The following is a 26,087-nucleotide window of genomic DNA, read 5'->3' as shown; positions in this document are numbered from 1 at the left end:
CAGCGAAAATGAACTACCGCCATATCTACCACGCGGGCAATTTTGCCGATGTGCTGAAACATGCCGTGCTGGCGCGGCTGATCCGCTACATGCAGAAGAAGGAGGGCGCCTTCCGGGTGCTCGACACCCATGCCGGCATCGGGCTCTACGACCTCTCCTCCGAAGAAGCGCAAAAGACCGGAGAGTGGCAGGATGGCATCGGAAAATTGATGGAGGCAGACCTCGGGGCCCAAGTTTCCGAACTGCTGGAGCCCTACCTCTCGGCGATCCGCGAGCTCAATCCGGAGGGCGGCATCCGCTTTTATCCCGGGTCGCCGAAGCTCGCGCGCATGCTGTTCCGCCCGCAGGACCGGCTGTCGGCGATGGAACTGCATCCCGAAGACTTCGCCCGCCTGCACCGGCTGTTCGAAGGCGATCACCACGCCCGCGTCACCGAACTCGACGGCTGGCTGGCGCTCGGCGCGCATCTGCCGCCGAAGGAGAAGCGCGGTATCGTGCTCGCCGATCCGCCCTTCGAGGAAGAAGATGAATATGAGCGCCTGGCCAGGGGATTGGAAAAGGCCTATCGCCGCTTTCCCGGCGGCACTTACTGCCTATGGTATCCGCTGAAGAAGGGCGCACCGATCAAGGAATTTCACGAGACGCTGCAGGGGCTCGACATTCCGAAAATGCTCTGCGCCGAGCTGACCGTTCGCAGCGATCGCGGGATGACAGGATTGACGGGCTCCGGCCTCGTCATCGTCAATCCGCCCTTCACATTAAAGGATGAGTTGCACCAGATGCTTCCGGCGCTGAAGGATCACCTGGCCCAGGACCGCTTCGCCTCGCACCGCGCCTTCTGGCTGCGCGGCGAGAACAAGACGGTCAAGGGCGATTGACCGGGTAATCCGCATCGGGGATAGTCCGTCCCACAGCCCCACAGCCTCATCAGGTGTCCCATGAAGCTCCTCTGCTCACCCGCCTCGCCCTATTCCAGCAAGGTGCGGATGGCCGCGCACTTTCTGGATATCGAGATCGACGCCATCCGAGTCGATACCAATACCGGACCGGCGATCCTGGTGAACAACAATCCGCTCGGCAAGATTCCGACGCTTCTGACCGATGACGGAGCCTCGATCTTCGACAGCGTCGTGATCATGCATTATTTCGACAGGCTGACGAAGGGCCGGCTCTACCCCTCCAAGAAGGGCAAGCGCACGGATGCGGAAGTTCTCGAAGCGCTCTGCGACGGTATCTGCGACTGCCTGCTGACGATTGTCTACGAGCGCCGCTTCCGCGAGGAAGAAAAGGTTCACCAGCCTTGGATCGACCGGCAATGGAAGAAGGTGACGGCCGGGCTCGCCCATCTCGGCGCCAAGCCGCCGAAACTCGGCAAGAAGCTCAATGGCGGGCATTTCGCGCTGGCCGCCACGCTCGACTATCTCGACCTGCGCTTCAAGGACCAGTGGGAAGCCGATCACGCGCCGCTTGTCGACTGGCTGGCGCAATTCGAAAAGAAATTCCCTGCTCATCGTGAGCTCAAAGCCAGCGCCTGAGCCTGATCCGGAGCTGAAACGGAGCGCCGGACAGCAAAAAGCCGGGCGATGAGCCCGGCTTCTGCATATTGGGATGTTCAATCGGCTTAGAACTTGACGCCGATACCGAGCTTGACGCTGTTCTCGTCGTAACCGCGCGAGAAGCTGCCGGAGTCGAGGTCGTAGTCCTTGCTCTGGTAGTCGGTGTAGCGATATTCGAGGCGCGTCGTGATGTTGTTGGTCACGAAGGCTTCGACACCGGCGCCGACCGTATAACCGTAGTTCGTCTTGCTTTCGTCCGAGGTGCCGTCGGAAACCTTGACGTTGCCGAGGGCAAGACCGGCTGTACCGTAGAGCAGGAAGGGGTTCATGTCGTAGCCGACGCGGCCACGGACGGAGCCGTTCCAGCCATACTTATTCTTGACGCCGCCCGAGGAGACGTCATCGCCGCTGTAGCCGAGATCGGATTCAACGCCGTAAACGATCTGGCCTGCTTGCCAATTGTAACCGGTGAAGACCTGGCCGCCGAAACCGTAGGTGTGGCGGTCGGAACCGAAATCACCCATGTTGTAGGTGCCGGCGCCGCCGAGGTAGAAGCCCTCCCAGTTGCCGGCCGGCTTGACCGGGGCTTCCTGAGCAACCGGTGCTTCCGGAACCTGGTCGACGGCATCAGCCGCCTGAGCTACCGAAAAGCCCGCAATCGCAAAAGTGGAGGCCATGAGGCCAGCAATGAGTACACGCATACTTTTCTCCTTTCAGTCCCGCGCCGCTTATCATCTGTCTCTCAGCGAAGCATTGGCGGGGAAATTGCCAGATGTCCCTTCCGGATCGAGACTGAAATTGGAACTGAATTGCGGATTTGAAAGAGCCAAATTGTGATATCATTGTGGCTGCCGGATGGCGGAAATTCGATGTTGCTTGCGAGCAACATAGGTTTCATTAACCCTACCGAATGGTTAAACTTAAAATATCGATTTTAAGAAATCACATTATTAAATAATACATAGAATATCTCGGCCATGGATGCAACCGTGGCCGCCTATTTATATAATCTCCGCCCGCCCTTATATAGGTTGCACACAGACTCGCGGGATCAGAAGGCAAGATTTTGAACCACAAAAGACTTCGCTCAGCCCTGATAACAGGGGCGGCCAAGAGAATAGGCCGCGCAATCGCCGAAGACCTTGCTGCAAATGGCTTTTCCGTCGCGATCCACGCCAACAGCTCCCTCCGCGAAGCGGAAGAGCTGGCGGCGGAATTGCGGCGAAAGGGACAAAGAGCGGTCGCGTTGCAGGCCGATCTTACCGATATCGGCGAGGCGGGCGAACTGGTCGCGAAGGCGTCGGAAGCGCTCGGGCCTCTCGATCTGCTCGTCAATAATGCGTCGGTCTTCCAGCATGATTCCGCGCGTAGTTTCAACGCCGACACATGGGCTCTGCACTTCGACCTGCATGTGCGTGCGCCGTCGATCCTTGCGGCAGCCTTCGCGCAGCAGGTGCCCGCCGAGGCAGCGGGGATGATCGTCAACATCATTGATCAGCGGGTCTGGGCACTGAGGCCCAGCTTCTACTCCTATACGCTCTCCAAGTCCGCGCTGTGGACGGCAACGCAGACGCTCGCCCAGGCATTGGCGCCACGCATTCGCGTCAATGCGATCGGCCCCGGCCCCTCGATGCCGAGCGAGCGGCAAGCATTGGAGGACTTCCAAGCGCAGGTCTCAGCCCTTATCTTGCAGCGAGGGCCGGCACTGGAAGAATTCGGACAAACGATTCGCTTCCTTTACGACACGCCCTCGATCACCGGCCAGATGATTGCCCTCGACGGCGGCCAGCACCTTGCCTGGCAGACGCCCGACGTGGCGGAGATTACGGAATGAACGGACGAAAGCTGCCGGATGGCGGCGTTCTCTACGACGATACGGATGAGAGCGAAGACGATATCGAGGTGGAAGGCGAGGTTTCCGCCGCCCCTCTGGCGGCTGCGGTCGACTGGAATGTGGGCAGCCTCAACGAGACCGGGCTTGTCGGCGCCGAACTGATCGCCGAATTCGTCAAGCGGCTACCGAACAGCCCCGGTGTCTACCGCATGTTCAATGCCGAGGGAGACGTGCTCTATGTCGGCAAGGCGCGCAGCCTGAAGAAGCGTGTCGGCAACTACGCCGTCGGCCGCGTCCATTCCAACCGCATCGCCCAGATGGTGCGACAGACGGCGAACATGGAGTTCGTGACGACGCGCACGGAAACCGAAGCGCTGCTTCTGGAAGCGAATCTGATCAAGCGCTTGCGGCCGCGCTTTAACGTGCTGCTGCGCGACGACAAGTCCTTTCCCTACATCCTCATCACCGGTGATCACCGGGCGCCGGCGATTTTCAAGCATCGCGGGGCCAGGGCGCGAAAGGGCGACTATTTCGGGCCTTTCGCTTCGGCCGGCGCAGTCGGGCGTACGATCAATTCGTTGCAGCGCGCCTTCCTGATCCGCACCTGCACCGATAGCGTCTTCGAAACACGCACGCGACCCTGCCTGCTCTACCAGATCAAGCGCTGTTCCGGGCCTTGCACGCGCGAGGTCAGCGACGAGGGCTATGCCGAGCTCGTACAGGAGGCGAAAGATTTCCTGTCCGGCAAGAGCCAGAAGGTGAAGTCGCATATGGCGGAAGCCATGAACCAGGCGGCCGAGGATCTCGATTTCGAGCGGGCGGCGATCTATCGTGACCGCCTGGCAGCACTGTCGCATGTGCAGAGCCACCAGGGCATCAACCCGGCCGGCGTCGAGGAGGCTGACGTTTTCGCCATCCACCACGAAGGCGGCGTCTCCTGCATTCAGGTATTCTTCTTCCGCACCGGCCAGAACTGGGGCAACCGCGCCTATTTCCCGAAAGCCGATCCGCAACTATCAAGCGCCGAAGTTCTGAATGCCTTCCTCGCGCAATTCTACGACGATAAGCCGGTGCCGAAACAGATCATGCTGTCGGAAACCGTCGAGGAACTGGAACTGCTCGCCGCAGCGCTCAGCGAAAAGGCCGGCCACAAGGTTTCCATTCTCGTGCCGCAGCGCGGCGAGAAGCGCGATCTCGTCGAGCATGTGGTCGGCAATGCGCGCGAAGCGCATGGGCGAAAGCTCGCCGAGACGGCGTCGCAGTCGCGGCTGCTGGAAGGCTTCAAGGAAACGTTTGGGCTCGCCTATGCGCCGCAACGCATCGAAATCTATGACAACTCGCACATCATGGGCACCAATGCCGTCGGCGGCATGGTGGTGGCGGGGCCGGAAGGCTTCGTGAAGAACCAATACCGCAAGTTCAACATCAAATCCACCGACATCACTCCCGGCGACGACTTCGGAATGATGAAGGAGGTGATGACGCGGCGCTTCTCGCGGCTGATCAAGGAGGAAGGCATTCCCGACCGGACGGCGCAGGCAGCAGCTGCCGACGCCGCCGACATGCCCTTCCCCGCCTGGCCGGATGTGATCCTCATCGACGGCGGCCAGGGGCAGATGACGGCGGTGCGCGCCATCCTGGCCGAACTCGGTATCACTGACAGCGTGACGGCGATCGGCGTCGCCAAGGGTGTCGATCGCGACGCCGGGCGGGAGCGCTTCTTTCCGCCCGGGCGCGAGAGCTTCACACTGCCGCCGCGCGATCCGGTGCTCTATTTCATCCAGCGCATGCGCGACGAAGCGCATCGTTTTGCGATCGGCTCGCACCGGGCGCGGCGCAAGAAGGAAATGGTCAAGAACCCGCTCGACGAGATCGGCGGTATCGGCCCATCACGCAAACGCGCGCTGCTCCAGCATTTCGGCACGGCGAAGGCGGTTTCTCGTGCCGCTTTGTCCGACCTGATGGCGGTGGAAGGTATTTCGGAAGCCGTGGCAAAGCAGGTCTATAACCATTTCCACGACGACGCCGCGAAATAAGCGGCGGCCGTCGCAAATTCCACGCAATGGCGGTGAAAAGACAGAAAGAATGTTGACGGTCCCTGGCCAAAGCCGTCATCTACATCGACCCGAAAATCGGAATCGGTTTTCGTAAAGACGCGGCGCTGCAGCGGCGCATCAATTCAGAGAAACGATCCATGGCATCGCGTGCGTACAGCCTTCCCAACCTTTTGACTTACGGCCGCATCCTCGCCGTGCCGCTGATCGTTCTCTGTTTCTTCGTCGAGGGCAGACTGTCGATCAGCAATACGGCGCGCTGGGTGGCGCTGTGGATCTTCATCATCGCCTCGATCACCGATTTTCTCGACGGCTATCTCGCGCGGATCTGGAACCAGACGTCGAATATCGGCCGGATGCTCGATCCGATCGCCGACAAACTGCTGGTCGCCTCGATCCTTCTCCTGGTCGCGGCCGACCAGACCATCGCCGGCTGGTCGATCTGGGCGGCAATCATCATTCTCTGCCGTGAGATCCTGGTTTCCGGCCTGCGCGAATATCTGGCGGCGCTGAAGGTCAGCGTGCCGGTGACGCGGATCGCCAAGTGGAAGACGACGCTGCAGCTCGTTGCCATCGCCTTCCTGCTCGCCGGCCCGGCCGGCGACGAGATTTTCCCTTATACGACGCAGACCGGCATCGCGCTCTTGTGGATCGCGGCACTGCTGACCATCTATACCGGCTATGACTATTTCCGTGCCGGGCTGAAACATATCGTGGATGACGAGGAATGACGCGGCTTGTCTATTTCGCCTGGGTGCGCGAGCGCATCGGCAAGGGCGAGGAGGAGATCGACCTCCCCTCCTCCGTCGTCACCGTTGCCGATCTTCTGAATCATTTGAAGACGCTGGGCGAGGAATATGAAGCCGCACTTCAATATCCCGAGGTCATTCGTGTGGCTCTTGATATGGAGCATGTCGAGCATGATGAGCCGATTGGAGCTCCCCGTGAGATCGGGATCTTTCCTCCGATGACGGGGGGATGAGACGGTGACGGTGGTGCCATGTCGCTACCCCCCTCTGCCCTGCCGGCCATCTCCCCCACAAGAAGGGAGATTGGCTGGGCGCACCGGTCTCTCCAAACAATCAACGTTTCAGCCCAACGAAACGGTAAACGGGCGGGAAGATCACCCCACTTGTAATCTCCCCACCTGTGGGGGAGATGGCCGGCAGGCCAGAGGGGGGCGGACACGGCGCAGCCTTTCCGCATTCTTCACAGCGGCTTCAAAGCAGCGGAGGATTTCGCTGTGACCCCCACCATCCGCGTCCAGCGCGAGGACTTCGACCTGCAGGCCGAGGTCGATCGCCTCTCCAAGGGCAAAGCCGGCGTCGGCGCCGTCGTCACCTTCTCCGGCCTCTGCCGTGACGAAGGCGGCACGCTGGTGGCGCTTGAACTCGAGCATTATCCCGGCATGGCCGAAGCCGAGATGACCCGCATCGGCGAACTCGCCATCACCCGTTTCGGGCTGCTCGGGCTGACCGCCATCCACCGCTATGGCAAGATCGCTCCCGGCGAGAATATCGTGCTCGTCGTCGCAGCCGCCCCGCACCGACAGGCGGCCTTCGACGGCGCCAATTTCGTTATGGATTTCCTCAAGACCGCAGCTCCCTTCTGGAAGAAGGAGCACGGCAAGGACGGCGCCGAGGGCGACTGGGTCGCGGCCAAAGACGCCGACGATGCGGCGCGCGACAAGTGGAAGTGATCAGAGCATGATGCCAAAAAGTGTGCGCGGTTTTCGGATAACATCATGCGCCATTTCTAAAGCACCACGCGCTCCCTGCGGCTCATAACCAGCAGCAGGACGAGCAGTGAGAAGATGACGAGATCCCGCCAGACAAAGGGACCATAAGCGCCCCACAGGGTTTCGACGATGGCAAGCCCGGCAGCGCCGCCAGCCGAGCGCAGCGGATCGGAATAGCCGCCCACGGCTGCGATCAGCAGCACCTTGAGCCCGAACATCAGACCCGCGCCGAAATCCATCGAACCGTAATAGAAGGTGGCGAGGATGCCGCAGAGGGTGGCGACGAGCGCGGCTGCCGTATAGGCGACAAGGAAGACGCGACTGGCGCTGGTGCCGCAGAGCTCGGCGGCCAGCGGATCGTCGGTGACGGCGCGCCAGAGGCGGCCCCAGGCCGTGCGCCTGAGGATCAGCGCACCGACCGCGACGATGGCTGACATCAGCGCCGTGTCGATCAGTTGGATGTAAGTGAGCGTCACCTTGAATGAACCGTCGTTCCAGAAGACGACGACATCGTTCAGGAACGGCGGCAGCCAGATGGCGCGCGTATCGGCGGCGAGTCTGGCGGTCTCCATCAGCACGATCATAATGCCGAGGGCGGCAACGATCACCGTATTCGGCGATTTGCTGGCGAGCGGCAGCATGATCGAGCGGCCGATCCAGATGCCCGCGGCCAGCGAATAGATAAGCGCAGCGCAGGCGCCGATGGCAAGGGCGGCCGGCAGCACCAGCCAGAACCTGATATAGGCGAGTTCGGTAAAAAGCAGCAGGATCTGGCCCGAGAAGGCGAAGATCGCCCCATAGGTGATATCGGCCCGCTTGGTCACGCCGAAGGCAACGGCATATCCGAAGGCGAGCGCGGCATAGAGGGCGGCAAGCGGCACCGCATTCGCCATCTGCTGCAGAAGATAAGCCATTCCGAGGACTCCGCGTCAGCAAATTATAACTGGTAAAACCTATTTCGCCAGTTATAATTTCATCATGAGCTTTTCCTGGACCCCTCACCGTTTTGCCGGCGGCGCGCTGGCGCTCGATGTCGCCAACAGCGTCGTGCTGCGCGACGACCCAAAACGGCGGATCGACCGCTTCGCGAGCCGCGAGCAGATGCGGAACTTCCCGCGCGCCGCCGCCGAATTCTGCGCCGAACGCGCCTTGTTCGGCGAGATCGCACCGCTGGCAGCACAAGACGAGGCGGATTTCTTCGCGCTGAGGGATGCGATCGACCTCTATTTCCGCAAGCGTATACTGGACGGCAGCGACAACCAATTGCTGGCCGGACTACTGGAAGCGGTGGCCAAGATCTTGCGTGGAGCCAGTCCTGGCAATCTGGCCGCGGCGACCGCCCATTCGGTGCTCAGGCTGATCGCCATGCCGGATCCCGAACGCATGAAGATCTGCGGCAATTGCGGCTGGCTGTTCATCGACCGCAGCAAGAACAGGAGCCGCGCCTGGTGCGACATGGCGGTCTGCGGCAACCGCGCCAAGGCGAACCGTCACTATCGCCGCAAGAAGGAGGAGACGCCATGAGAAGACATCTGATCGTCACAGCGGCGGCAATCGGCCTTGCGCTATCCGCCTGTCAGCGTCAGGCCGAAAACCTGGTCGAGGTCACCGGCCATCTCTTCGTCTTCAACTATCGGGTGGCGAGTGCCACCTATCTGCTGACACTGAAGAAGACCGGTCCCATTCCCGACGGCTCGGTCATCATCGCCGAATTCGAAAATCCTCAAGGCGGCGCGCCGCTGGTGCTGAACCAGAAAATCTACCCGATCGACGACAAGATCGCGCTGCAGAGCGAAAACCTGCACTGCGTGCGCAAGGACCGTCCCTATTCCGTCAGCGTCCGGCTGGTCGACAAGGACGGCAAGGTGCTGCAGCAATTGAAGACTGAGTTCCGCTCCGACCTCGACCAGACGGTGCTGCCGAGCAAGCCGCTCGTCGTCGGCGCGCTTTATGACAAGAACCCGGAAGTCTTCAAGCCTGACGGCAGCGTCGATTTCTCGAACACCGACAAGTGCCCATCATAGAAAAAGCCGGGGCGAGGCCCCGGCTTTCGAGAGTCAATTCAAGCTATTGCGAGGCAATGCCGAAGCGCGGCCTCAGCCGACGATTTCAGTGTCGGAGAACCAGTACTTGATTTCCTGGGCAGCCGTTTCCGGAGCGTCAGAGCCGTGCACGGAGTTTTCGCCGATCGACAGCGCATGGACCTTGCGGATCGTGCCTTCATCTGCGTTTGCCGGGTTGGTCGCGCCCATGATCTCGCGGTTCTTCAGGATCGCGCCTTCGCCTTCCAGAACCTGGACGACGGTCGGGCCGGAGGTCATGCCTTCGACGAGTTCGCCGAAGAAGGGGCGATCCTTGTGAACGGCGTAGAAGCCTTCAGCTTCGCGGCGGCTCATCCAGACGCGCTTGGAGGCGACGACGCGCAGGCCGGCATCTTCGAGCATCTTGGTGATGGCGCCCGTCAGGTTGCGCTTGGTTGCGTCCGGCTTGATCATCGAGAAGGTGCGTTCAATCGCCATAGTCAAATCCTCTGTTTTCTCGGGAAAAGTGGGCGGTCTTTACCCGCCCCAACGCTCGAAAACAAGAGGTCGGCGGCAATTTCACGCCGCTGTCACAGTCCGGCCGCGGCTTTGGTGGAGATCGAGGCAGCGATCGAACCAGGCGATCACGGGATCGTCGGCGGCCAGCATGGCCAGCCCTGCGGACACGCGCAGCCATTGCAGCGCGCCGAAGACGATATAATCGGCAAAGAGCGGCGATTGCCCCCCGATGAAGGGCTGGAACTTCAGCATGTGACGGAGCGGCCCAGCTTGGCGCCGAAGGCAGCCTTCTCCGCCTCGCTGTCGGCGGCAAAGACTTCCAGCGGCTTGCCGAGCCTGACCTCGCGGCTCTGACGAAAGTAAGCCTTGTCGCCTTCGTCCAGGATCGCGTGGATATCGAGAAGGGCGATCCGCATGATCGCCGGGTGGATGATCATCTGCGAATAGCCCTCCACCATGCGCGACAGCGCCTTGCCGCCCTCGCCATTGAACAGCGACGGCCGCTCCGGATAGGCCTCTTCGAGATAGAGGGCGATGGCAAAACTGTCCGAGATCAGCCGGCCATTATCGTCGAGCACGGGCAGGGTCGACGAGACGCCGCCGCCGATTTCACGGATGCGGGCATAGGTTGTCGGGATCTCCTCGAAATCGAGCCCCTTATGCGCGAGCGCCATCACCGCTTTCCAGCAATGGGGCGAAAAGAAGCGCCCTTCGTCGGCGCCGCAGAGGGAATAGAGGGCTCTGGTCATGATAATCCTTTCGAGGTCTGATCTGCCTGCATTCGACGACAGAAAGCGAGCGTGATCAAATCAGGAAATTTCATGGCGCCATCACTCGGACTTCTCGGGAAACCGGCTAGACTGCGCCAGCAACGTCAGGGGAAACATATGCTTAGACATTTCAGAATGTTCGCGGCCTATAACCGCTGGGCCAATGCCCAAGTCTATGCGGCTGCGGCCGAACTCAGCGAGGCGGAGTTCCGCAGCGACCGCGGCGCCTTCTTCGGCTCGCTGCATCGCACGCTCAATCACCTGCTCGTCGCCGACCGCATATGGATGAAGCGCTTCACCGGCATCGGCGAAGCGCCGGTGACCCTCGATGCCGTGCTTTTCGAAGAGCTGGACGCGCTTGCCGCCGCGCGCAAGGCGGAGGACGAGCGCATCATTGCCTGGACAAGTACGCTCGATGAGGCGAGCCTTGCCGGTGACTTCACCTATGCCCCGGTGACGCAGCCGATCCGGATCACTCAGCCACTGTCGAGCGCGCTCGCGCACCTTTTCAATCACCAGACGCATCACCGCGGCCAGTGCCATATGACCCTGACGGCGCTAGGCAAACCGAGCCTCGGGCTGGATCTTATCTATTTTCTGCGCAGCGAAGGCCGCGAGTGGATGTGAGGCAGCGGCCTGCATCAAGACTGAATTAACCGCCTTCGCCGGTTCCCATCGCCCATCCGCCGCTTCCCTTCGCAAATTCAGCCTCTTTTAAAAGCTTGCGAGCATAGCAGAAGGCGAGAAATGAGATCGCGCCGCGAGGGATCGTCATGCAGAATGCAAGCACAAACGCATTGGTGGCGCGCGAGACCGTGCGCCCGGGGCCAATGTCCGATATCCAGAAGATTGCCCAGCACATGGCGCGGCTCAACGTCGCCGCGCTGCCGCGCAACTATGAACTCTTTCATGAGGCGATCATCGGACACAATCCTGGTCTTGCGCAGGATATCGCCGCGCTCGGATCGCAGCCGCAACAGGCGATGCTCGACGAACTCGGACTGAAATACCGCCTCGTCGGCCATTGCGGGCTGGCGGGCGAGACGTCGCGCAACGAGGCCAGCCGGACGCTGCGCGCGCTGGCGGAAAGGCTTGCCGAAGGATTGCGGCACAGAGACGCCTTTGCGCGCGCCTGCGGCACGATCCTGAGATCTGTCGCCGGTCATGAGGACCAGAGCCTTGCCGCCTTCATCGGCGAGGTCGATTACCTCACAGCCTCGCTTGCAACGGTGATGTCGGCGGAGATGGAAATCGCCGCCAGACTGCAGGACGACATCGACAGGCTGGAAACGTTGGAGCGCGGCATTTCGGCGATGCAATCGGCCACCGTCGCGGACAAGATCACCGGCCTTGCGAACCGCATCGCGCTGAACCGGCAGATCGCCGAACTCTACGAACGTGAAGAGGGTGCCGCCGGCAGCGCGCTGATCATGGTCGATATCGACGATTTCACCGAGATCAACGACAGATACGGCACTCAGGCAGGCAACAAGCTCTTGAAGAAGCTTGCCGCCCTGTTTCGGAAATCAGTGAAGAAGAACGACTTCGTCGCCCGCACCGAGGCCGACGAATTCGCCTTGCTTTTTGCCAATGTTGGTATGCAGGATGCGATTGCGATCGCCGAGCGTCTGCGCGCCTCCGTCGAGGAAAATCTCGTCTTCGCCACCTCCGACAGGGCTGACAGCGGCAGGCTGACCATCTCGGTCGGCCTGGCGCTCAGCGCCGATGCGGCAACACCGGGGCAGCTCCAGGCCAACGCCCGGGTAGCGCTGCTTGCCGCGCAATCGAACCGCCGTCTGCCGGTGCAAGCTTTCGGCCGCTGAGGCGTATGGTTGCGGCCAGCGCCGACGAGCGCGCCGCCGGACGAACGGGCTCGCCGCCGGACGAGCAAGCTCGCCGGGGGACGAGCAAGCTCGCCGGGGATAAGCGGTCTTGCCTTGACGGGCAGTTTCGGCCAAAACGCCGGCCATGATCACGATTACCGATATTTCCGCCCGCATCGCCGGACGCCTGCTTCTCGACAATGCCAGCCTCTCGCTGCCTTCGGGCGCCAAGGCCGGTCTCGTCGGGCGCAATGGCGCCGGCAAATCCACGCTGTTTCGCGTCATCACCGGCGATCTCGGCTCGGAGACCGGGTCAGTGTCGATCCCGAAGGCGGCGCGTATCGGCCAGGTGGCCCAGGAAGCGCCGGGAACCGAGGATTCCCTGATCGAGATCGTGCTTGCCGCCGACAAGGAACGCGCGGCTCTGCTTGCCGAGGCGGAAACCGCAAGCGATCCGCACCGCATCGCGGAAATCCAGATGCGCCTCGTCGATATCGATGCGCATTCGGCCGAAGCGCGGGCTGCGAGCATCCTCGCCGGCCTCGGCTTCGACCAGGCGGCGCAAGCCCGTCCCGCCTCCTCCTTCTCAGGCGGCTGGCGCATGCGCGTTGCCCTTGCCGCCGTGCTGTTTGCCGAGCCGGACCTGCTTCTGCTTGACGAGCCGACCAACTATCTCGACCTCGAAGGCACGATGTGGCTGGAGGACTATATCCGCCGTTATCCGCATACGGTCATCATCATCAGCCACGACCGCGATCTCCTGAACAACGCGGTCAATTCCATCGTCCATCTCGACCAGAAGAAGCTCACCTTCTACCGCGGCAATTATGATCAGTTCGAGCGGCAGAAGGCGGAGGCCGAAGAGCTGCAGACGAAGGCCAGGGCCAAGAATGAGGCAGCGCGCAAACATCTGCAGAGCTTCATCGACCGCTTCAAGGCCAAGGCTTCCAAGGCCCGGCAGGCACAGTCGCGCGTCAAGGCGCTCGAGCGCATGGGAACGGTCGCTGCCGTCATCGAGGATCATGTGCAGCCGATCACCTTCCCCGAACCGGAGAAGCAGCCGGCCTCGCCGATCGTCGCAATCCAGGGCGGCGCCGTCGGCTACGAACCCGGCAAGCCCATCCTGAAGAACCTCAACCTGCGCATCGACAACGACGATCGCATCGCTCTGCTCGGGTCGAACGGCAACGGCAAGTCGACCTTCGCCAAATTCATCTCAGGGCGACTGTCGCCGGAGAGTGGCGAAGTAAAGCTTGCGCCGAGCCTGAAGATCGGTTTCTTCGCCCAGCATCAGCTCGACGATCTGATCCCCGAGCAGTCGGCCGTGGAGCATGTGCGGCGGCTGATGCCCGCCGAACCGGAGGCCAAGGTGCGCGCCCGCGTTGCGCAGATGGGACTGGCGACCGAGAAGATGGCAACGGCCGCCAAAGACCTTTCCGGCGGCGAGAAGGCACGCCTGCTGATGGGGCTTGCCGCCTTCCATGCGCCGAACCTGCTGATCCTCGACGAGCCGACCAACCATCTCGACATCGACAGCCGCCGTGCCCTCATCGAGGCGCTGAACGATTATGACGGTGCAGTCATCCTGATTTCGCACGACCGCCACCTGATCGAGGCGACCGTCGACCGGCTGTGGCTGGTCAACGGCGGCACTGTCACCACCTTCGAAGGCGATATGGACGAGTATCGCGACCTCATCGTCAGTTCCGGCAAGAAAAAGGAAGAGAGGCCGCAGACCAGCGACGATACGACCTCGAAGGCTGACCAGCGCAAGCTCAATGCGGAGAGACGCGCCTCGCTGACGCCGCTGAAGAAAAAGATCAACGAAATCGAATCCTTGACGGCCAAGCTGGAGAAACAGATTCAGGCTCTTGATGCGGAACTTGCGGATCCGGCCCTTTATGAGAAGACGCCCGCCAAAGCCGCCGAAAAGGCAAAACAGCGCGGCGAGGCTGCGGCAAAACTCACTGCTGCCGAGGAAGAATGGCTGATGCTGTCGTCCGAATACGAAGAGGCAATGGCAGGATAGCCACAGTCTTCGAGGAAACGCGGCGGACTGCCACGCGTTAACGAGAATTCCTGCCGATCTCAACCGATCGTTAACCATAATTCGAAAGGTTGTCTCAACATTCATTACTGATTTGTTGAGCCCTTTCCATGCATCGATTTTTCGTTCTTTCCTGCATCGCCCTTGCGGCCGCCCTCTCCGCCTGCAGCACGACCAGACAAGCTCCCGACACCTCGATCAAAACCGCCTCGGTTGTTGCGCCCGAGGGGCGGACGCTTTCAGGCAAGCCCGCCAAGGATGATGATGCAACGCCGCTCTTCGTCGGCCCGCATCATCTTTCCGGTAGGACGCTGGAGATCTCCTCGCTCGCCGATCTCAAGCTCAACGACAAGGAAGTGATCTTGAGCTTCGACGATGGCCCGATCCCCGGCCGGACGGACAAGGTGCTGGCGATCCTCGACCAATTCGGTGTCAAGGGCGCCTTCATGATGGTCGGCGAGATGGCCGAGATGCATCCGGCGCTGGCGCGCAAGGTGGCAATGGAGGGCAATGCGATCGGCAGTCACACCTATGACCATGCCAATTTGACTGCGCTGAGCTTCGATGCGGCAATGGACGAGGTGGTGAAGGGCGAACTGGCGGTGACCAAGGCGACGGGAACAGACGTCTCGTTCTTCCGCTTCCCCTATCTCGCCGAGAGCCACAGGCTGCGCGCCGCCATCGCCATGCGCGACATGGTCGTCATGGATGTCGACATCGACAGCAAGGACTATTTCACAACCACACCGGTATCCGTAACGCAGCGGACGATGAATCTGCTGCACAAGCGCGGCCGCGGCATCGTTCTGATGCACGACATCCACAAGCGCACCGCGACGATGCTGCCGACCCTGCTTTCGAAACTCGAAGCCGAAGGTTACAAAGTCGTGACGCTGAAGTTCAAGAAGCCGGCGGCGCCAAGCAACCTCGTCGCCTCGGCCGATCTGGTGATGACCCGCTAAGGCGGCTTGCCAAGCGAGGACCGGCTGCCTAGATCTCAGCGACATCAATGCAAGCGGCAGCTCAGACATGAACCTTCATCTCGAAACGGACGAAGATCCACGCACCCGCCAGTTCATCGCCGAACATAATGCGCTCTCCGACGCGGCATTGAGAACGCCGCAATTTGGCGAAGATCGCGAGGCGATCAAGGCGCTGATCGAGCGTCAGGACAGGCTGATCGTGCCGATGCGCCGCGGCGGTTGGCTGTTCGATTTCCGGCAGAGCAAGGACAATCCGCTCGGGGTCTGGCTGCGCCTGGCAGCCAGCCAGCAGCCGTTGCCGGAGGCCGATTGGGAGCCGGTCTTCGATCTCGACGCCTTCTGCCTCGCCGAAGGCAAGCGCTGGAGCTGGCGCGGCGCCGTCACCTGCCCGTGGGAGCCGACGCGCGTCCTACTGATGCTTTCGGACGGCGGCTCAGATCTCATCCGCCTGCTCGAATTCGACGCGGAGCGCAAACAGATCGTGAAGGGCGGGTTCGACACGCCCGCCGTGCGGTCGCATGCCACTTGGCTGAGCCGCGACGAAATTTGTTATTTCGGCTCGATCGACCGATTTTCGGCGACCCGCTCGGGATGGCCGCGCGTCGGGCGGCGGTTGACGCGCGGACAGCGGCCGGAAGATGCCGCCATCATGTTCGAAGCCGCCGATGAGGATGTCTATGGCTTCAATCTCGTCATCGACCCTGCCCTATCGGGCGCTTCGGCGGATGCCGAACTGATCGACATTTTCGTCACCACCCACGAAATCGGCGTGGCCAGCGCTTTCCTCATCGCCGATGATGGCGCGCAACGGCACATCGATCTGCCCAAGGAAGCCGATTTTCAGTTCAATCATAATCATTGCCTCTGGCGGGCAAAGACCGATGAGCGCGTTGCGACCGGCAGCCTCGTACTGCAATCTTTCGATCCCGCCTCGCAGGCGCTGCTCGGGCCGGAACGGATCCTGTTTCAGCCTGGTGAGGGCCAGTCGATTTCGCAGATGATGCTGATGCGCGAATGGTGCGTGTTCATCGTTTCCGACCGGCTGCGGCCGCGTCTTCTGGTGCTCGACCTGACAAAGCCCGATGCCGAACAGCGGGAAATCGCGCTGCCGGCGGAGATGCAGACGGCTTATGTCAGGCCGCTCCATGCGGATCTGCATCTTGGCGACGACACGCTTCACATCGTCGGCCAGGGTTTCCTGCAGCCGCCGACCTGCTACCGCCTCGAACTCTCCGATCGCAGCAGAGAGCCGGAGCCGATTTTCGTAGCGGCGGCGCCGAGCTACTTCGATGCGACCGATATGTCGTCGGAACTGCTGGAGGCCGTGTCCGAGGACGGAACCAGGGTCGCCTACCGGCTGGTGCTGCCGCGACAGTGGACCAAAGGCGCACTGCCGGTGCTGATCTACGGTTATGGTGGCTTCGATGTCTCGCTGTCGCCAAGCTATTCCGGCGTAACCGGCCGTTGGCTGGAGCAAGGCGGCGCCTATGTGCAGGCCTATATCCGCGGCGGCGGTGAATTCGGCCCTGACTGGTATCGAAGCGCCAAGCGGCAGGGGCGAGACCGGGCATTTGCCGATTTCGTCGCCATAGCCCGCGATCTCGTCGCTCGCGCCTACACTGTGCCATCGCGGATCGCCTGCCAGGGCGGCAGCAATGGCGGCCTGCTGACGGGCGTGATGCTGACGCGCTACCCGCACGATTTCGGCGCGGTCTGGTGCCAGGTGCCGGTGCTCGACATGACGCGCTTCCACCTGTTCAGCGCCGGCCGGGCGTGGATGGACGAATATGGCGATCCGGAGACGCCGGCGGACCGGGAATTCATGCTCGGCTATTCACCGCTTCACAATATCAGGCCGGCCAGCGAGGTCACTTATCCGCCAATCTATATTGAAAGCTCCAGCAATGACGATCGCGTGCATCCCTCGCACGCACGCCGTTTTGCTGCGAGGCTGGAGGAAGAAGGACATCAGTTGCTCTTCCACGAATTCGGCTTGGGCGGGCATGGCGGCGACGGCAGTTCCGAGGAGCGCGCCGCCCGCGCGGCGATGGGTTACAGCTTCCTTCGCGAGACCATCATGCGATAGGATAGAGGAGCAGAGCTTGTCGGCGCTCTTCTTTCTGCTACAACAGGCTCAATAAATCATACTTTTCATACAGGCACGAGCGAAACACCATGTCTCCTATCAATCTCGCCATCGTCGGCGTCGGCAAGATCGTCCGCGACCAGCACCTTCCTTCCATCGCCAAGAACCCGGATTTCAAGCTCGTCGCCACGGCAAGCCGTCACGGCACGGTCGAAGGCATCAACAGCTACACAACGATCGACGCGATGCTCGACGCCGAGCCCACGATCGATGCCGTTTCGCTCTGCATGCCGCCGCAATATCGCTATGAAGCAGCCTATAAGGCGCTCGTTGCCGGCAAGCATGTCTTCCTGGAAAAACCGCCGGGTGCAACGCTGAGCGAAGTGGCCGACCTCGAGACGCTGGCGAACAAGCAGGGGGCGTCGCTCTTTGCCAGCTGGCATTCGCGTTATGCCCCGGCCGTCGAAGCCGCCAAAGCCTTTCTTGCCTCGACGACGATCAAAAGCGTGCATGTGATCTGGAAAGAGGATGTCCGCCACTGGCATCCGAACCAGGACTGGATCTGGCAGGCCGGCGGCCTCGGCGTTTTCGATCCCGGCATCAATGCGCTGTCGATTGTCACCCATATCCTGCCGCGGCAGGTCTTCATCACCGGGGTTGTGCTGGAATTCCCGGAAAATCGTGATGCGCCGATCGCCGCCGACATTCACTTCCGCGATGCAGACGGCCTGCCCGTTCATGCCGAATTCGACTGGCGCCAGACCGGCAAGCAGAGCTGGGACATCGTCGCGGAAACGGCAGCCGGCCAAATGGTCCTCTCCGAGGGCGGCGCCAAGCTTTCCATCGATGGTAGGCTGACATTCGCCGAACCGGAACAGGAATATCCTTCGCTCTATCGCCGCTTCGCCGAGATCATCAAGGCAGGTAAATCGGATGTCGATCTCGCCCCGCTGCGCCACGTCGCCGACGCCTTCATGCTCGGCAAGCGGAAATTCGTCGAGGCCTTCCACGACTGAGTCATTTGGGTCCTTGCCGGTCGGCTCCGACGGCAAGGACTCGCTCAAGCCTTCTTTTCCCACCGCCCTTCCGGCGTCTGCTGCCAATAGGTGAGGTTATGCCCCTCACCTTTCAGCTTCTTCCATTGGGCGCGGGCAGCTTCCAACTGCTCCTGATCGTGGCCATCGAACATGAAGACGACGCGCTCATAGGCATCGGCCGGCGGCGGCTCGGCGCCGTCGACGATGAAACGAACCGTCGCCGCATTGGCATTGTCCGACGTGACCGTCAAAAGCACCGGCTGGTTTTGAGCGAAATCAGCCGTGTCGATCCCATGTGGCAGGAAACTCTCCTCGCGAAACGTCCAGAGATGCGCATCGAGTGCATCGCGCCGCGCGGCCTCGCTCGTCTGGACGACGACGCGCCAGCCGCGCTCAATGCTTTTGTCGAGGAGCGGCGGAAGCGCGTCTTCCAGCCTGGTTTCGGTCAGATGATAGAAGAGAATGTCGGTCATCGGGATTCACAGTGGGCGCGAACGAGCTCGTCGAGCAAGCGCACCCCGAAACCGGAACCCCAGGACTGGTTGATCTCATCCTGCGGCGAACCCATCGCCGTGCCGGCAATGTCGAGGTGCGCCCAGGGCGTGTCCTGCACGAAACGATTGAGGAAATGCGCCGCGGTGATCGAGCCGGCCTGACGGCCGCCGGTGTTCTTCATGTCGGCGAATTTGCTGTCGATCAGCTTGTCATAATCCTTGCCGAGCGGCATGCGCCAGAGTTTCTCGTTTGTCGAAAGGCCGGCCGCCGTCAGCTGGGCGGAAAGCTCGTCGTCATTGGAGAACAGACCGGCGTGCACATTGCCAAGCGCCACGACGATTGCACCAGTCAAGGTGGCCAGATTGATCATGAACTGCGGCTTGAAGCGATCATTGCAATACCAGAGCGCATCGCAGAGCACGAGGCGGCCTTCGGCATCGGTGTTGATCACCTCGATCGTCTGGCCGGACATGGAGGTGACGATGTCGCCCGGACGCTGAGCATTGCCATCCGGCATGTTCTCGACCAGGCCGATGATGCCGACAGCGTTGACGGCCGCCTTGCGGGCGGCGAGCACGTGCATCAGGCCGGTCACGGCGGCGGCGCCGCCCATATCCCCCTTCATGTCCTCCATGCCGGCGGCCGGCTTGATCGAAATGCCGCCGGTGTCGAAGACGACGCCCTTGCCGACGAAGGCGATGGGACGGTCCTTGCTCTTGCCGCCCTTCCACTGCATGACCGCCAGACGCGGCGGGCGCACGGAGCCCTGCGCGACGCCGAGCAGCGCGCCCATGCCGAGACGGCGCATCTCCTTCTCGGTCAGAATTTCCACCTCGACGCCGAGATTTTCCAGTTCCTTCGCCCTGGCGGCGAACTCGACGGGTCCCAGCGCGTTCGGCGGTTCATTGACGAGGTCACGGGCGAGATTGACGCCGCCGGCGATCGCTTCGGAATCGGAAAACGCCTTTTTGGCACCGGTCGCATCCGCGGTGACGATCGTCACCTTGACGGATTTTGCCGGCTTCTCCTCGTCATCATTTTTCTTTGTCTTGTAGGCATCGAAGCTGTAGGCGCGCAGCAGCATGCCGAGAGCGAAATCGGCAGCGGCGCGTGCGTTCGTCTCGAGGCCGGGCACGTCGATGAAGATGGCGGCCTTGTCAGTATTCTTGACTTTCGACGCCGCAGCGCCCCCGGCCTTCAGCCAGTCATGGGCGGCGAGTTCGCCGACCTTGCCAAGCCCGATGACGACGATGCGATCGACGGGGGCGCCTTCCGGGGCGACAATATCGAGCGCGGCCATTGATTTAGCGGAGAATCGAGCGATCTTGGCAGCCTTGGCGATCACGCCTGCCGGATCAGCCGTTTCGGTGCCTGCGGCGCTGTCGGCCTCGGCAGTCTTCAACAGGATCGCCAGCCCGCCATTGAGCTTTACCGACTTCGAGAATGAAATTTCGAACTTTGCTGACATGTCTTCTCCGCTGGGATTCTTGAAATCCGTCCCCGGCGGATAATTTCGCGTTTGGCGGGTCTGTCAATGGCTCGCGACACTTGTTATGGTCGCCCGCGTCCGTCCAGGCTCTCGTGTTTCGTCACTTTCGTAGATATTCGCGTTGACAGTTTTTTCGAAAAATCGATGGCAGGGCCCTGTGATCCGCCTGCCGAAAACGACTTTCGGTGCATTCCTGTTTCTGTTCTGGGCGTGGTGGGCGCTGCTTGCCATCTTTCGCGCCTTCCCCGGAATAGACATCTATTTTTCCCAGCTTTTTTTCCTGGGCACCGATTGTGACGCGACCTCCGCTGCCGGAAGCATCTGCGGCGGTTTTCCCTATCGCGACTCGGGCAATTTCGACCTGCTGCGCACCATCTTCTTCCGCCTCCCCTATGTTGTGGCGATCGTGATGGCGTGGAAACTGATCGAATGCTACCAGCAGCACGGCGCGACCTTCAACGCCGAGCGGGCGCGCAAGCTCAAAGTCGCACTCGGAACGATGCTGATCGGGCCGGTGCTGCTCGTCAATGTTATCCTGAAGGAACATTGGGGTCGGCCGCGGCCGGTGCAGACGGATATTTTCGGCGGGAGCCTGCATTTCGTCGAGGCCGGCTCGCTTGCCGGCAAATGCGTGTCGAATTGCTCCTTCGTCTCCGGCGAGGCGGCGAGCGCCGGCTGGCTGTTCTGCCTGCTGCTCTTTGTCCCGAAATCGCTACGCTATGCGCTGGTGCCGCCCGTTGCCGCGATCTCGATCCTGACGCCGGCAATGCGGCTGTCCTTCGGCGCGCATTATCTCTCCGACGTCACGCTCGGATGGCTCTCGTCGCTTGTGGTCTTCGCAGCGCTGCTGGCGTTAACTGAGTCGCAACAGCACCAAAAAAATTCTGAAATTTGAATGAATTTTTGACACCTGCTTGTCGCAAAAGCGCGACAAAGAGCGTAGAGGGATTCTCCTGCAAGCCGTTTGGGCGTGCAGGTGCTTTCAAGGGCCGGCATGAAACTACTCGAGACATACATATTGCGGCGCGTCGGCCAGATGTTTCTCGTGGCGCTCCTGCCCGTGCTGGCGATCATCTGGACGACACAGGTTTTGCAGCGCATCAACCTCGTCACCGACAGCGGCCAGTCGATCGGCTCGTTCGCCAAGCTCGCGACGATGATCCTGCCGTCGATCATTCCCGTGGTGCTGCCCTTCGCCCTCGTCATCGCCATCACCCAGACGCTGACGACGATGAACAACGATTCCGAGCTGACCGTCATCGATGCGGCCGGGGCACGGCGCACCATTCTGGTCCGGCCGATCCTGCTGCTCGCCGCCGTCATCAGCGTCTTTTCCTTTTTCGTCGACAACATCGTCGAGCCGCGGGCAAAGACCGTGGCGCGTCAGATGATCGCCGAAACCTATGCCGATCTCCTCTCCTCGGTCATCGAGGAAAAGACCTTCCGCAAGCTCGACGAGGGTCTCTATGTGCAGATCTCGCAGCGCCTGGCGGGGCGCATGCTGAAGGGCCTGTTCGTCGCCGACGAGCGGGACCCGGCCTACGAGCTGATCTATTACGCCAAGGAAGGCGCCGTCGACGATACCGGCACGACGCTGATCATGCACGACGGCGAGGTGCATCGCAAAACGCCCGACGGCAACGTCTCGGTCATCAATTTCGATTCCTATTCCTTCGATCTCTCCGACATGACGGAGAGCCGGGGTCAGGCGACGCTGAAAGCCAGCGACCGTGACCTGTGGTTCCTGTTCAATCCGGATCCGAACGACAAGGATTATACGATCCGTCCGCAGAGCTACCGCGCCGAACTGCATCGACGGCTGACGGACTGGATCCTTCCTGTCGTCTTTGCCCTGTTTTCGCTGGCGATCGCCGGCGACGCCCGCTCGCACCGCGAAGCGCGGCTGCATCCGATGGTGAGCGCGCTCGGCTATGCTTTCGCACTACGGTGGGCTGCCTTCTACGCGGCAAACCAAATCGACACCGATCCGGAATATATCGCGGTTCTCTACGCTCTCCCGATCGTCAGCAGCATCGTCTCGATCATCTTCCTCGGCTTGCACAAGCGACTGGTCATGCCTTCGTTCGTCTGGGACCGGATATCGGTTTCCTGGAGACGCATGCAGGAAAGACTGCTTACCGCGACCAGCAGGTCCGGCGGGGGCGCGGCCCAATGATGTTCGGGACATTGTCGCGTTATTTCTTTCGCCGCTACCTGGCGACGACGGGCTGGTTTCTGATCGGCGCGTCGGCGATCGCCTTTCTTCTTGATTTCAGCGAGACGGCGGGACGTATGTCCGGCCTGCCCGGCTACACGATCGGCGGCGGCATCGTGATGACCGCCGTGCGCCTGCCGCTCATCCTGCAGCAGACAATCCCCTTCGTTGCCCTCTTCGTCGGCATGACGGTGCTGATCGGGCTCAATCGCAAATATGAGCTCGTCGTCACCCGCGCAGCCGGCATTTCGGTCTGGCAGTTCATGTTTCCCTTCATCGCCGGCTCATTGGTGCTCGGCGTACTGACGACGACGGCGCTTAACCCGCTTGCCGCCTGGGGACAGCGCCAGGCGCTGCTGGTCGAGTCCGACTGGCGCGGCGAAAACGCGGTTCTGCGCAAGGCGCCACAGATTCCGTGGCTGCGCCAGATCAGCGGCCGTGACGATGTCATCATCGGCGCCCAGACGGTCCAGGAGAACGGCACCAAGCTGATCGACGCCGTGTTGATCCATTTCGATTCAAGCGGTCGAGTCATTCTGAGACAGGATGCCGCCACGGCTAAGTTGGAAGATGGTTACTGGCAGCTTAACGGTGTCGTCGAGCGCAAGCCTGGCGAAATCCCGCTGCGCAAAGCTTCGGTCCAACTTCGCACCAATCTGAAACAGGATTTCGTTCAGGAGCGGCTGACAGCGCCGGAAACAATTGGTTTCTTTGACCTTTCCAATCGCATTGCGGCGGCCAAGTCCTTCGGCATCTCGACCAAGGCCTTGGAGACGCAATTCAACTCTCTGTTGTCTCAGCCATTGCTGCTGGTGGCCATGACTCTCATTGCTGCAACAGTGTCCCTAAAATTTAGCCGGTTCAACCAATCCCGCTCCGTGATTCTGGGTGGAATCCTGTCAGGCTTCATGCTTTATGTCATCACCGTGCTTGTAAAAGCATTCGGAAGCAGTGGAGTCGTGCCTCCCTTCGTGGCGACCTGGATACCGGTTGTTGTCGCGATGGCCTTGGGCGCGACTATTTTGCTTCATCAGGAGGACGGCTAGTGGCGGTAGGCGACCGCAAGTATTTTAGTAAACAATCGGTTGCCCTGCTTGTCGGTGCGGCTCTATGTTCCTATTTCGGCAGCGTCCCGGCCTCCCACGGCCAGGCCAGCGCGCCTGAGCAAAATGTTCAGAACAAGATTCCCGAAGGCGCCAAATTGCTGCTTTCGGCCAATGAACTCGTCTACAATCGTGACGCCGACCTCGTCTCGGCGGTCGGCGGCGTGCAGATCAACTATGGCGGCTACAAAATGGTCGCGCAGAAGGTCGAGTACAATCAGAAGACCGGCCGGATGATGGCGATGGGCAATGTCGAGCTCGTCAGCCCGGACGGCAACCGCATCTATGCCGACAACCTTGACGTGACCGACAATTTTGCCGACGGGTTCCTGAACTCGCTGCGCGTCGAAACCTCCGACAATACGCGTATCGTCGCCGAAAGCGGCGAGCGGGTCGGCGGCACGAAGATGATTCTCAACAAGGGCGTCTATACCGCCTGCCTTCCCTGCGCCGAAGATCCGAAGCGCGCACCCTTCTGGCAGGTCAAGGCCAAGCGCGTGATCCAGAACGGCGAGACCCATACGATCCGTCTGGAGCGAGCCCGCTTCGAGCTGCTCGGCTACCCGATTGCCTTTGTGCCGTTCATCGAAGTTCCCGACAATACGGTGAAGCGCAAATCCGGCTTCCTGTTCCCGACGATGAGCCTGTCGCAAAATCTCGGCTTCGGTCTTTCCATTCCTTATTATTATGTGATCTCGCCGAGCATGGATGCGACGGTCACCACAACCGGCTATACCGCCCAGGGCTTCCTCGTCGAAGGCGAATTTCGTCAGCGCTTCGAGAACGGCACGCATATCCTGCGCGTCGCCGGCATCGACCAGGCAAAGCCGGGCAATTTCAGCTCCGGCACCAGCGATGCCGAAGCCGAGCAGCGCGGCATGGTGGCGTCAAAGGCGGAGTTCCGCATCAATCCGCGCTGGACGTTCGGCTGGGACGTCATGGTGCAGAGCGACAATAATTTCTCGAAAACCTACAAGCTCCGCGGCTTGAGCGGCACCGATCGCACGAACCAGATCTACCTGACAGGGCTTGGGAAACGGAATTATTTCGACATGCGGGCGTTTTATTTCGACGTCCAGGATGCCGATCGGACGAACACGGCCGAAAAGCAGCAGGCCATCGTCTATCCCGCGCTTGATTATCACTATGTCGCGCCTCAGCCGCTTGCAGGCGGCGAACTTTCTGCGGACGTCAACCTGACGAATATTTCGCGCACACACGACGACTTCTATACCGTCGACGGATTCGACCGCTTCCGCGGCCTGAAGGGCCAGACGTCGCGTCTGACGGCCGAACTTCAATGGAAACGCACCTACGTCACGCCGACCGGCTTGGTGATCACGCCGCTTCTGGCCGCGCGCGGCGATGCTTTCGCGCTTAATATGAATGACCCCACAGGTTACGCCGGCAATTATCTTGACGACGAATCCGCCACCCGCTCGATGCTCACCGCCGGGCTGGAGATTCGGTATCCGATCCTGATGACGACTGATAACAGCACCCATATCCTGGAGCCGATCGTCCAGATCTATGCGCGCCCCGACGAGCAGCTCGCCGGACGGCTGCCGAACGAGGATGCACAAAGTTTCGTCTTCGATGCCACCTCGCTCTTCGACCGCGATAAATTCTCAGGTTATGACCGCGTCGAGGGCGGCACCCGCGCCAATGTCGGCTTCCAGTATACCGGGACTTTTGACAGCGGTTACAAGCTGCACGGCATTTTCGGCCAGTCTTATCAGATCGCCGGCCAGAACTCGTTCGCGACCGATGACCTCGTCAATGTCGGCGCGGATTCGGGCCTCGAAACCGACCGCTCAGATTATGTCGGCCTCGGAGGCATCGAAACACCCTATGGCGTTTCCGTTGCGGCCTCCTACCGGCTCGACGAGAAGGATTTCGAGTTTCGCCGTGGCGACCTGACAACAGGCTACCAGAACGACACCTTCCAGACGCAGGTGACCTACACGCATCTCAGCGCCCAGCCGGCCTATGGCTTCGCCGAGGACAATGACGAGATCCAGACCAGCAGCAAGGTCAAGTTCAAGGACTATTGGTCGATCTTCGGCGGCATCGCGTGGGATCTGAACAACGATGTGATCAGCCGCCGGACACTCGGCCTTTCGTATGAGGACGAATGCACGATCTTCACGATCGCCTATACGGATAGCAGGGATTCCGACGACGAATCGGCAAGCGACTGGACGATCGGCGCGCGGCTGACGTTCCGCACGCTCGGCGACATCAAGATCGGCTCCGACACTCTCTCCAACTAGCGGGCGACGGCGTAAACATGGCCTCAAGTCATTCTTTCGCCGTA

Annotated in this window: 24 protein-coding genes and 1 pseudogene; 19 read left to right on the top strand and 6 right to left on the bottom strand. The window is 61.1% G+C overall.

The genetic code is table 11. The features are described from left to right. The first annotated feature begins 8 nt into the window (after nucleotides 1-8). Nucleotides 9-878, top strand: a complete 870-nt coding sequence (locus AMK00_RS07560; protein ID WP_064810063.1) for a 23S rRNA (adenine(2030)-N(6))-methyltransferase RlmJ — start codon at nucleotides 9-11, stop codon at nucleotides 876-878. Nucleotides 879-938: 60 nt separating this feature from the next. After that, on the top strand, nucleotides 939-1,535 hold the full coding sequence (locus AMK00_RS07555; protein ID WP_064810062.1) for a glutathione S-transferase: 597 nt from the start codon (nucleotides 939-941) through the stop codon (nucleotides 1,533-1,535). 86 nt (nucleotides 1,536-1,621) lie between these two features. On the opposite strand, the gene AMK00_RS07550 is transcribed toward AMK00_RS07555, so the two are convergent. Next, nucleotides 1,622-2,257 (bottom strand): outer membrane protein, encoded by a 636-nt coding sequence (locus AMK00_RS07550; protein WP_064810061.1) that lies wholly within the window; start codon nucleotides 2,255-2,257, stop codon nucleotides 1,622-1,624. 365 nt (nucleotides 2,258-2,622) lie between these two features. Here AMK00_RS07550 and AMK00_RS07545 point away from each other — a divergent pair, with 365 nt between their 5' ends. The 5 genes from AMK00_RS07545 (at nucleotide 2,623) to AMK00_RS07525 (ending at nucleotide 7,143) form a co-directional block, all read left to right on the top strand. Then, the gene (locus AMK00_RS07545; protein ID WP_064801647.1) at nucleotides 2,623-3,390 is read left to right on the top strand and encodes an SDR family oxidoreductase; all 768 of its coding nucleotides are present in this window, start codon (nucleotides 2,623-2,625) and stop codon (nucleotides 3,388-3,390) included. Further along, nucleotides 3,387-5,426, top strand: a complete 2,040-nt coding sequence (gene uvrC / locus AMK00_RS07540) for an excinuclease ABC subunit UvrC (protein ID WP_064801645.1) — start codon at nucleotides 3,387-3,389, stop codon at nucleotides 5,424-5,426. The genes AMK00_RS07545 and uvrC overlap by 4 nt, the downstream gene beginning before the upstream one ends. 158 nt (nucleotides 5,427-5,584) lie before the next feature. After that, nucleotides 5,585-6,175 (top strand): CDP-diacylglycerol--glycerol-3-phosphate 3-phosphatidyltransferase, encoded by a 591-nt coding sequence (gene pgsA / locus AMK00_RS07535; RefSeq protein WP_011424811.1) that lies wholly within the window; start codon nucleotides 5,585-5,587, stop codon nucleotides 6,173-6,175. After that, nucleotides 6,172-6,426, top strand: a complete 255-nt coding sequence (gene moaD / locus AMK00_RS07530; RefSeq protein ID WP_064801643.1) for a molybdopterin converting factor subunit 1 — start codon at nucleotides 6,172-6,174, stop codon at nucleotides 6,424-6,426. Before pgsA ends, moaD begins: the two co-directional genes overlap by 4 nt. Before the next feature lie 261 nt (nucleotides 6,427-6,687). Further along, nucleotides 6,688-7,143 (top strand): molybdenum cofactor biosynthesis protein MoaE, encoded by a 456-nt coding sequence (locus AMK00_RS07525; protein WP_064810060.1) that lies wholly within the window; start codon nucleotides 6,688-6,690, stop codon nucleotides 7,141-7,143. A gap of 56 nt (nucleotides 7,144-7,199) precedes the next feature. On the opposite strand, the gene AMK00_RS07520 is transcribed toward AMK00_RS07525, so the two are convergent. Beyond that, nucleotides 7,200-8,096, bottom strand: a complete 897-nt coding sequence (locus tag AMK00_RS07520; RefSeq protein ID WP_064810059.1) for a branched-chain amino acid ABC transporter permease — start codon at nucleotides 8,094-8,096, stop codon at nucleotides 7,200-7,202. Between the two features lie 64 nt (nucleotides 8,097-8,160). On the opposite strand from AMK00_RS07520, the gene AMK00_RS07515 reads away from it, so the two are divergent. Further along, nucleotides 8,161-8,706: a CGNR zinc finger domain-containing protein gene (locus AMK00_RS07515; protein WP_064810058.1), complete on the top strand. Its 546-nt coding sequence runs from the start codon at nucleotides 8,161-8,163 to the stop codon at nucleotides 8,704-8,706. Next, entirely contained in the window at nucleotides 8,703-9,206 is a 504-nt protein-coding gene (locus AMK00_RS07510) for a hypothetical protein (RefSeq protein ID WP_064810057.1), read from the top strand. The genes AMK00_RS07515 and AMK00_RS07510 overlap by 4 nt, the downstream gene beginning before the upstream one ends. A gap of 72 nt (nucleotides 9,207-9,278) precedes the next feature. On the opposite strand, the gene ndk is transcribed toward AMK00_RS07510, so the two are convergent. Both ndk and AMK00_RS07500 read right to left on the bottom strand, forming a co-directional pair. After that, nucleotides 9,279-9,701, bottom strand: a complete 423-nt coding sequence (ndk, locus tag AMK00_RS07505) for a nucleoside-diphosphate kinase (protein ID WP_004680549.1) — start codon at nucleotides 9,699-9,701, stop codon at nucleotides 9,279-9,281. Between the two features lie 81 nt (nucleotides 9,702-9,782). Continuing rightward, nucleotides 9,783-10,471 (bottom strand): annotated as a pseudogene (locus tag AMK00_RS07500) (glutathione S-transferase family protein). Nucleotides 10,472-10,609: 138 nt separating this feature from the next. On the opposite strand from AMK00_RS07500, the gene AMK00_RS07495 reads away from it, so the two are divergent. The 6 genes from AMK00_RS07495 to AMK00_RS07470 all read left to right on the top strand — a co-directional run bounded on the left by AMK00_RS07495 (nucleotide 10,610) and on the right by AMK00_RS07470 (nucleotide 18,447). After that, the gene (locus AMK00_RS07495) at nucleotides 10,610-11,119 is read left to right on the top strand and encodes a DinB family protein (RefSeq protein ID WP_064801632.1); all 510 of its coding nucleotides are present in this window, start codon (nucleotides 10,610-10,612) and stop codon (nucleotides 11,117-11,119) included. Nucleotides 11,120-11,265: 146 nt separating this feature from the next. Continuing rightward, nucleotides 11,266-12,315, top strand: a complete 1,050-nt coding sequence (locus AMK00_RS07490; protein WP_064810056.1) for a GGDEF domain-containing protein — start codon at nucleotides 11,266-11,268, stop codon at nucleotides 12,313-12,315. A gap of 145 nt (nucleotides 12,316-12,460) precedes the next feature. Then, on the top strand, nucleotides 12,461-14,344 hold the full coding sequence (locus tag AMK00_RS07485) for an ABC-F family ATP-binding cassette domain-containing protein (protein ID WP_064810055.1): 1,884 nt from the start codon (nucleotides 12,461-12,463) through the stop codon (nucleotides 14,342-14,344). A gap of 128 nt (nucleotides 14,345-14,472) precedes the next feature. Next, complete coding sequence (locus AMK00_RS07480) at nucleotides 14,473-15,324, top strand: polysaccharide deacetylase family protein (RefSeq protein WP_064810054.1); 852 nt, start codon at nucleotides 14,473-14,475, stop codon at nucleotides 15,322-15,324. Nucleotides 15,325-15,391: 67 nt separating this feature from the next. Beyond that, a complete protein-coding gene (locus AMK00_RS07475; RefSeq protein WP_064810053.1) occupies nucleotides 15,392-17,431 on the top strand; it encodes a prolyl oligopeptidase family serine peptidase in 2,040 nt (679 codons plus the stop codon). An 89-nt stretch (nucleotides 17,432-17,520) separates the two neighbouring features. Next, nucleotides 17,521-18,447, top strand: a complete 927-nt coding sequence (locus AMK00_RS07470) for a Gfo/Idh/MocA family protein (RefSeq protein WP_064810052.1) — start codon at nucleotides 17,521-17,523, stop codon at nucleotides 18,445-18,447. A 44-nt stretch (nucleotides 18,448-18,491) separates the two neighbouring features. On the opposite strand, the gene AMK00_RS07465 is transcribed toward AMK00_RS07470, so the two are convergent. Then, nucleotides 18,492-18,941: a DNA polymerase III subunit chi gene (locus tag AMK00_RS07465; protein ID WP_064810051.1), complete on the bottom strand. Its 450-nt coding sequence runs from the start codon at nucleotides 18,939-18,941 to the stop codon at nucleotides 18,492-18,494. Then, on the bottom strand, nucleotides 18,938-20,431 hold the full coding sequence (locus AMK00_RS07460; protein ID WP_064810050.1) for a leucyl aminopeptidase: 1,494 nt from the start codon (nucleotides 20,429-20,431) through the stop codon (nucleotides 18,938-18,940). Before AMK00_RS07460 ends, AMK00_RS07465 begins: the two co-directional genes overlap by 4 nt. Before the next feature lie 142 nt (nucleotides 20,432-20,573). Here AMK00_RS07460 and lpxF point away from each other — a divergent pair, with 142 nt between their 5' ends. The 4 genes from lpxF to AMK00_RS07440 all read left to right on the top strand — a co-directional run bounded on the left by lpxF (nucleotide 20,574) and on the right by AMK00_RS07440 (nucleotide 26,043). Further along, on the top strand, nucleotides 20,574-21,347 hold the full coding sequence (gene lpxF, locus AMK00_RS07455; protein WP_064810049.1) for a lipid A 4'-phosphatase: 774 nt from the start codon (nucleotides 20,574-20,576) through the stop codon (nucleotides 21,345-21,347). A 99-nt stretch (nucleotides 21,348-21,446) separates the two neighbouring features. After that, complete coding sequence (locus tag AMK00_RS07450) at nucleotides 21,447-22,628, top strand: LptF/LptG family permease (RefSeq protein ID WP_011424787.1); 1,182 nt, start codon at nucleotides 21,447-21,449, stop codon at nucleotides 22,626-22,628. Beyond that, nucleotides 22,625-23,713 carry an LPS export ABC transporter permease LptG gene (gene lptG / locus AMK00_RS07445; RefSeq protein ID WP_064810048.1) on the top strand — a complete coding sequence of 363 codons (1,089 nt, stop codon included), beginning with the start codon at nucleotides 22,625-22,627 and terminating at the stop codon, nucleotides 23,711-23,713. The genes AMK00_RS07450 and lptG overlap by 4 nt, the downstream gene beginning before the upstream one ends. Next, on the top strand, nucleotides 23,713-26,043 hold the full coding sequence (locus tag AMK00_RS07440) for an LPS-assembly protein LptD (RefSeq protein WP_064810047.1): 2,331 nt from the start codon (nucleotides 23,713-23,715) through the stop codon (nucleotides 26,041-26,043). The genes lptG and AMK00_RS07440 overlap by 1 nt, the downstream gene beginning before the upstream one ends. Nucleotides 26,044-26,087 lie beyond the last annotated feature (44 nt).

Origin of the sequence: Rhizobium sp. N621 (genome assembly GCF_001664325.1) — a bacterium.
Lineage (GTDB): Bacteria > Pseudomonadota > Alphaproteobacteria > Rhizobiales > Rhizobiaceae > Rhizobium > Rhizobium esperanzae.
This window is presented reverse-complemented; position numbering and strand designations above follow the sequence as displayed.

What these genes read in the sequence shown, in the direction of transcription:
- AMK00_RS07560 (WP_064810063.1), top strand. Translation starts at nt 9, where the DNA reads ATGAACTACCGCCATATCTACCACGCGGGCAATTTTGCCGATGTGCTG.
- AMK00_RS07555 (WP_064810062.1), top strand. Translation starts at nt 939, where the DNA reads ATGAAGCTCCTCTGCTCACCCGCCTCGCCCTATTCCAGCAAGGTGCGG.
- AMK00_RS07550 (WP_064810061.1), bottom strand. Translation starts at nt 2,257, where the DNA reads ATGCGTGTACTCATTGCTGGCCTCATGGCCTCCACTTTTGCGATTGCG.
- uvrC (WP_064801645.1), top strand. Translation starts at nt 3,387, where the DNA reads ATGAACGGACGAAAGCTGCCGGATGGCGGCGTTCTCTACGACGATACG.
- pgsA (WP_011424811.1), top strand. Translation starts at nt 5,585, where the DNA reads ATGGCATCGCGTGCGTACAGCCTTCCCAACCTTTTGACTTACGGCCGC.
- moaD (WP_064801643.1), top strand. Translation starts at nt 6,172, where the DNA reads ATGACGCGGCTTGTCTATTTCGCCTGGGTGCGCGAGCGCATCGGCAAG.
- AMK00_RS07520 (WP_064810059.1), bottom strand. Translation starts at nt 8,096, where the DNA reads ATGGCTTATCTTCTGCAGCAGATGGCGAATGCGGTGCCGCTTGCCGCC.
- AMK00_RS07515 (WP_064810058.1), top strand. Translation starts at nt 8,161, where the DNA reads ATGAGCTTTTCCTGGACCCCTCACCGTTTTGCCGGCGGCGCGCTGGCG.
- AMK00_RS07510 (WP_064810057.1), top strand. Translation starts at nt 8,703, where the DNA reads ATGAGAAGACATCTGATCGTCACAGCGGCGGCAATCGGCCTTGCGCTA.
- ndk (WP_004680549.1), bottom strand. Translation starts at nt 9,701, where the DNA reads ATGGCGATTGAACGCACCTTCTCGATGATCAAGCCGGACGCAACCAAG.
- AMK00_RS07495 (WP_064801632.1), top strand. Translation starts at nt 10,610, where the DNA reads ATGCTTAGACATTTCAGAATGTTCGCGGCCTATAACCGCTGGGCCAAT.
- AMK00_RS07490 (WP_064810056.1), top strand. Translation starts at nt 11,266, where the DNA reads ATGCAGAATGCAAGCACAAACGCATTGGTGGCGCGCGAGACCGTGCGC.
- AMK00_RS07485 (WP_064810055.1), top strand. Translation starts at nt 12,461, where the DNA reads ATGATCACGATTACCGATATTTCCGCCCGCATCGCCGGACGCCTGCTT.
- AMK00_RS07480 (WP_064810054.1), top strand. Translation starts at nt 14,473, where the DNA reads ATGCATCGATTTTTCGTTCTTTCCTGCATCGCCCTTGCGGCCGCCCTC.
- AMK00_RS07475 (WP_064810053.1), top strand. Translation starts at nt 15,392, where the DNA reads ATGAACCTTCATCTCGAAACGGACGAAGATCCACGCACCCGCCAGTTC.
- AMK00_RS07470 (WP_064810052.1), top strand. Translation starts at nt 17,521, where the DNA reads ATGTCTCCTATCAATCTCGCCATCGTCGGCGTCGGCAAGATCGTCCGC.
- AMK00_RS07465 (WP_064810051.1), bottom strand. Translation starts at nt 18,941, where the DNA reads ATGACCGACATTCTCTTCTATCATCTGACCGAAACCAGGCTGGAAGAC.
- AMK00_RS07460 (WP_064810050.1), bottom strand. Translation starts at nt 20,431, where the DNA reads ATGTCAGCAAAGTTCGAAATTTCATTCTCGAAGTCGGTAAAGCTCAAT.
- AMK00_RS07450 (WP_011424787.1), top strand. Translation starts at nt 21,447, where the DNA reads ATGAAACTACTCGAGACATACATATTGCGGCGCGTCGGCCAGATGTTT.
- lptG (WP_064810048.1), top strand. Translation starts at nt 22,625, where the DNA reads ATGATGTTCGGGACATTGTCGCGTTATTTCTTTCGCCGCTACCTGGCG.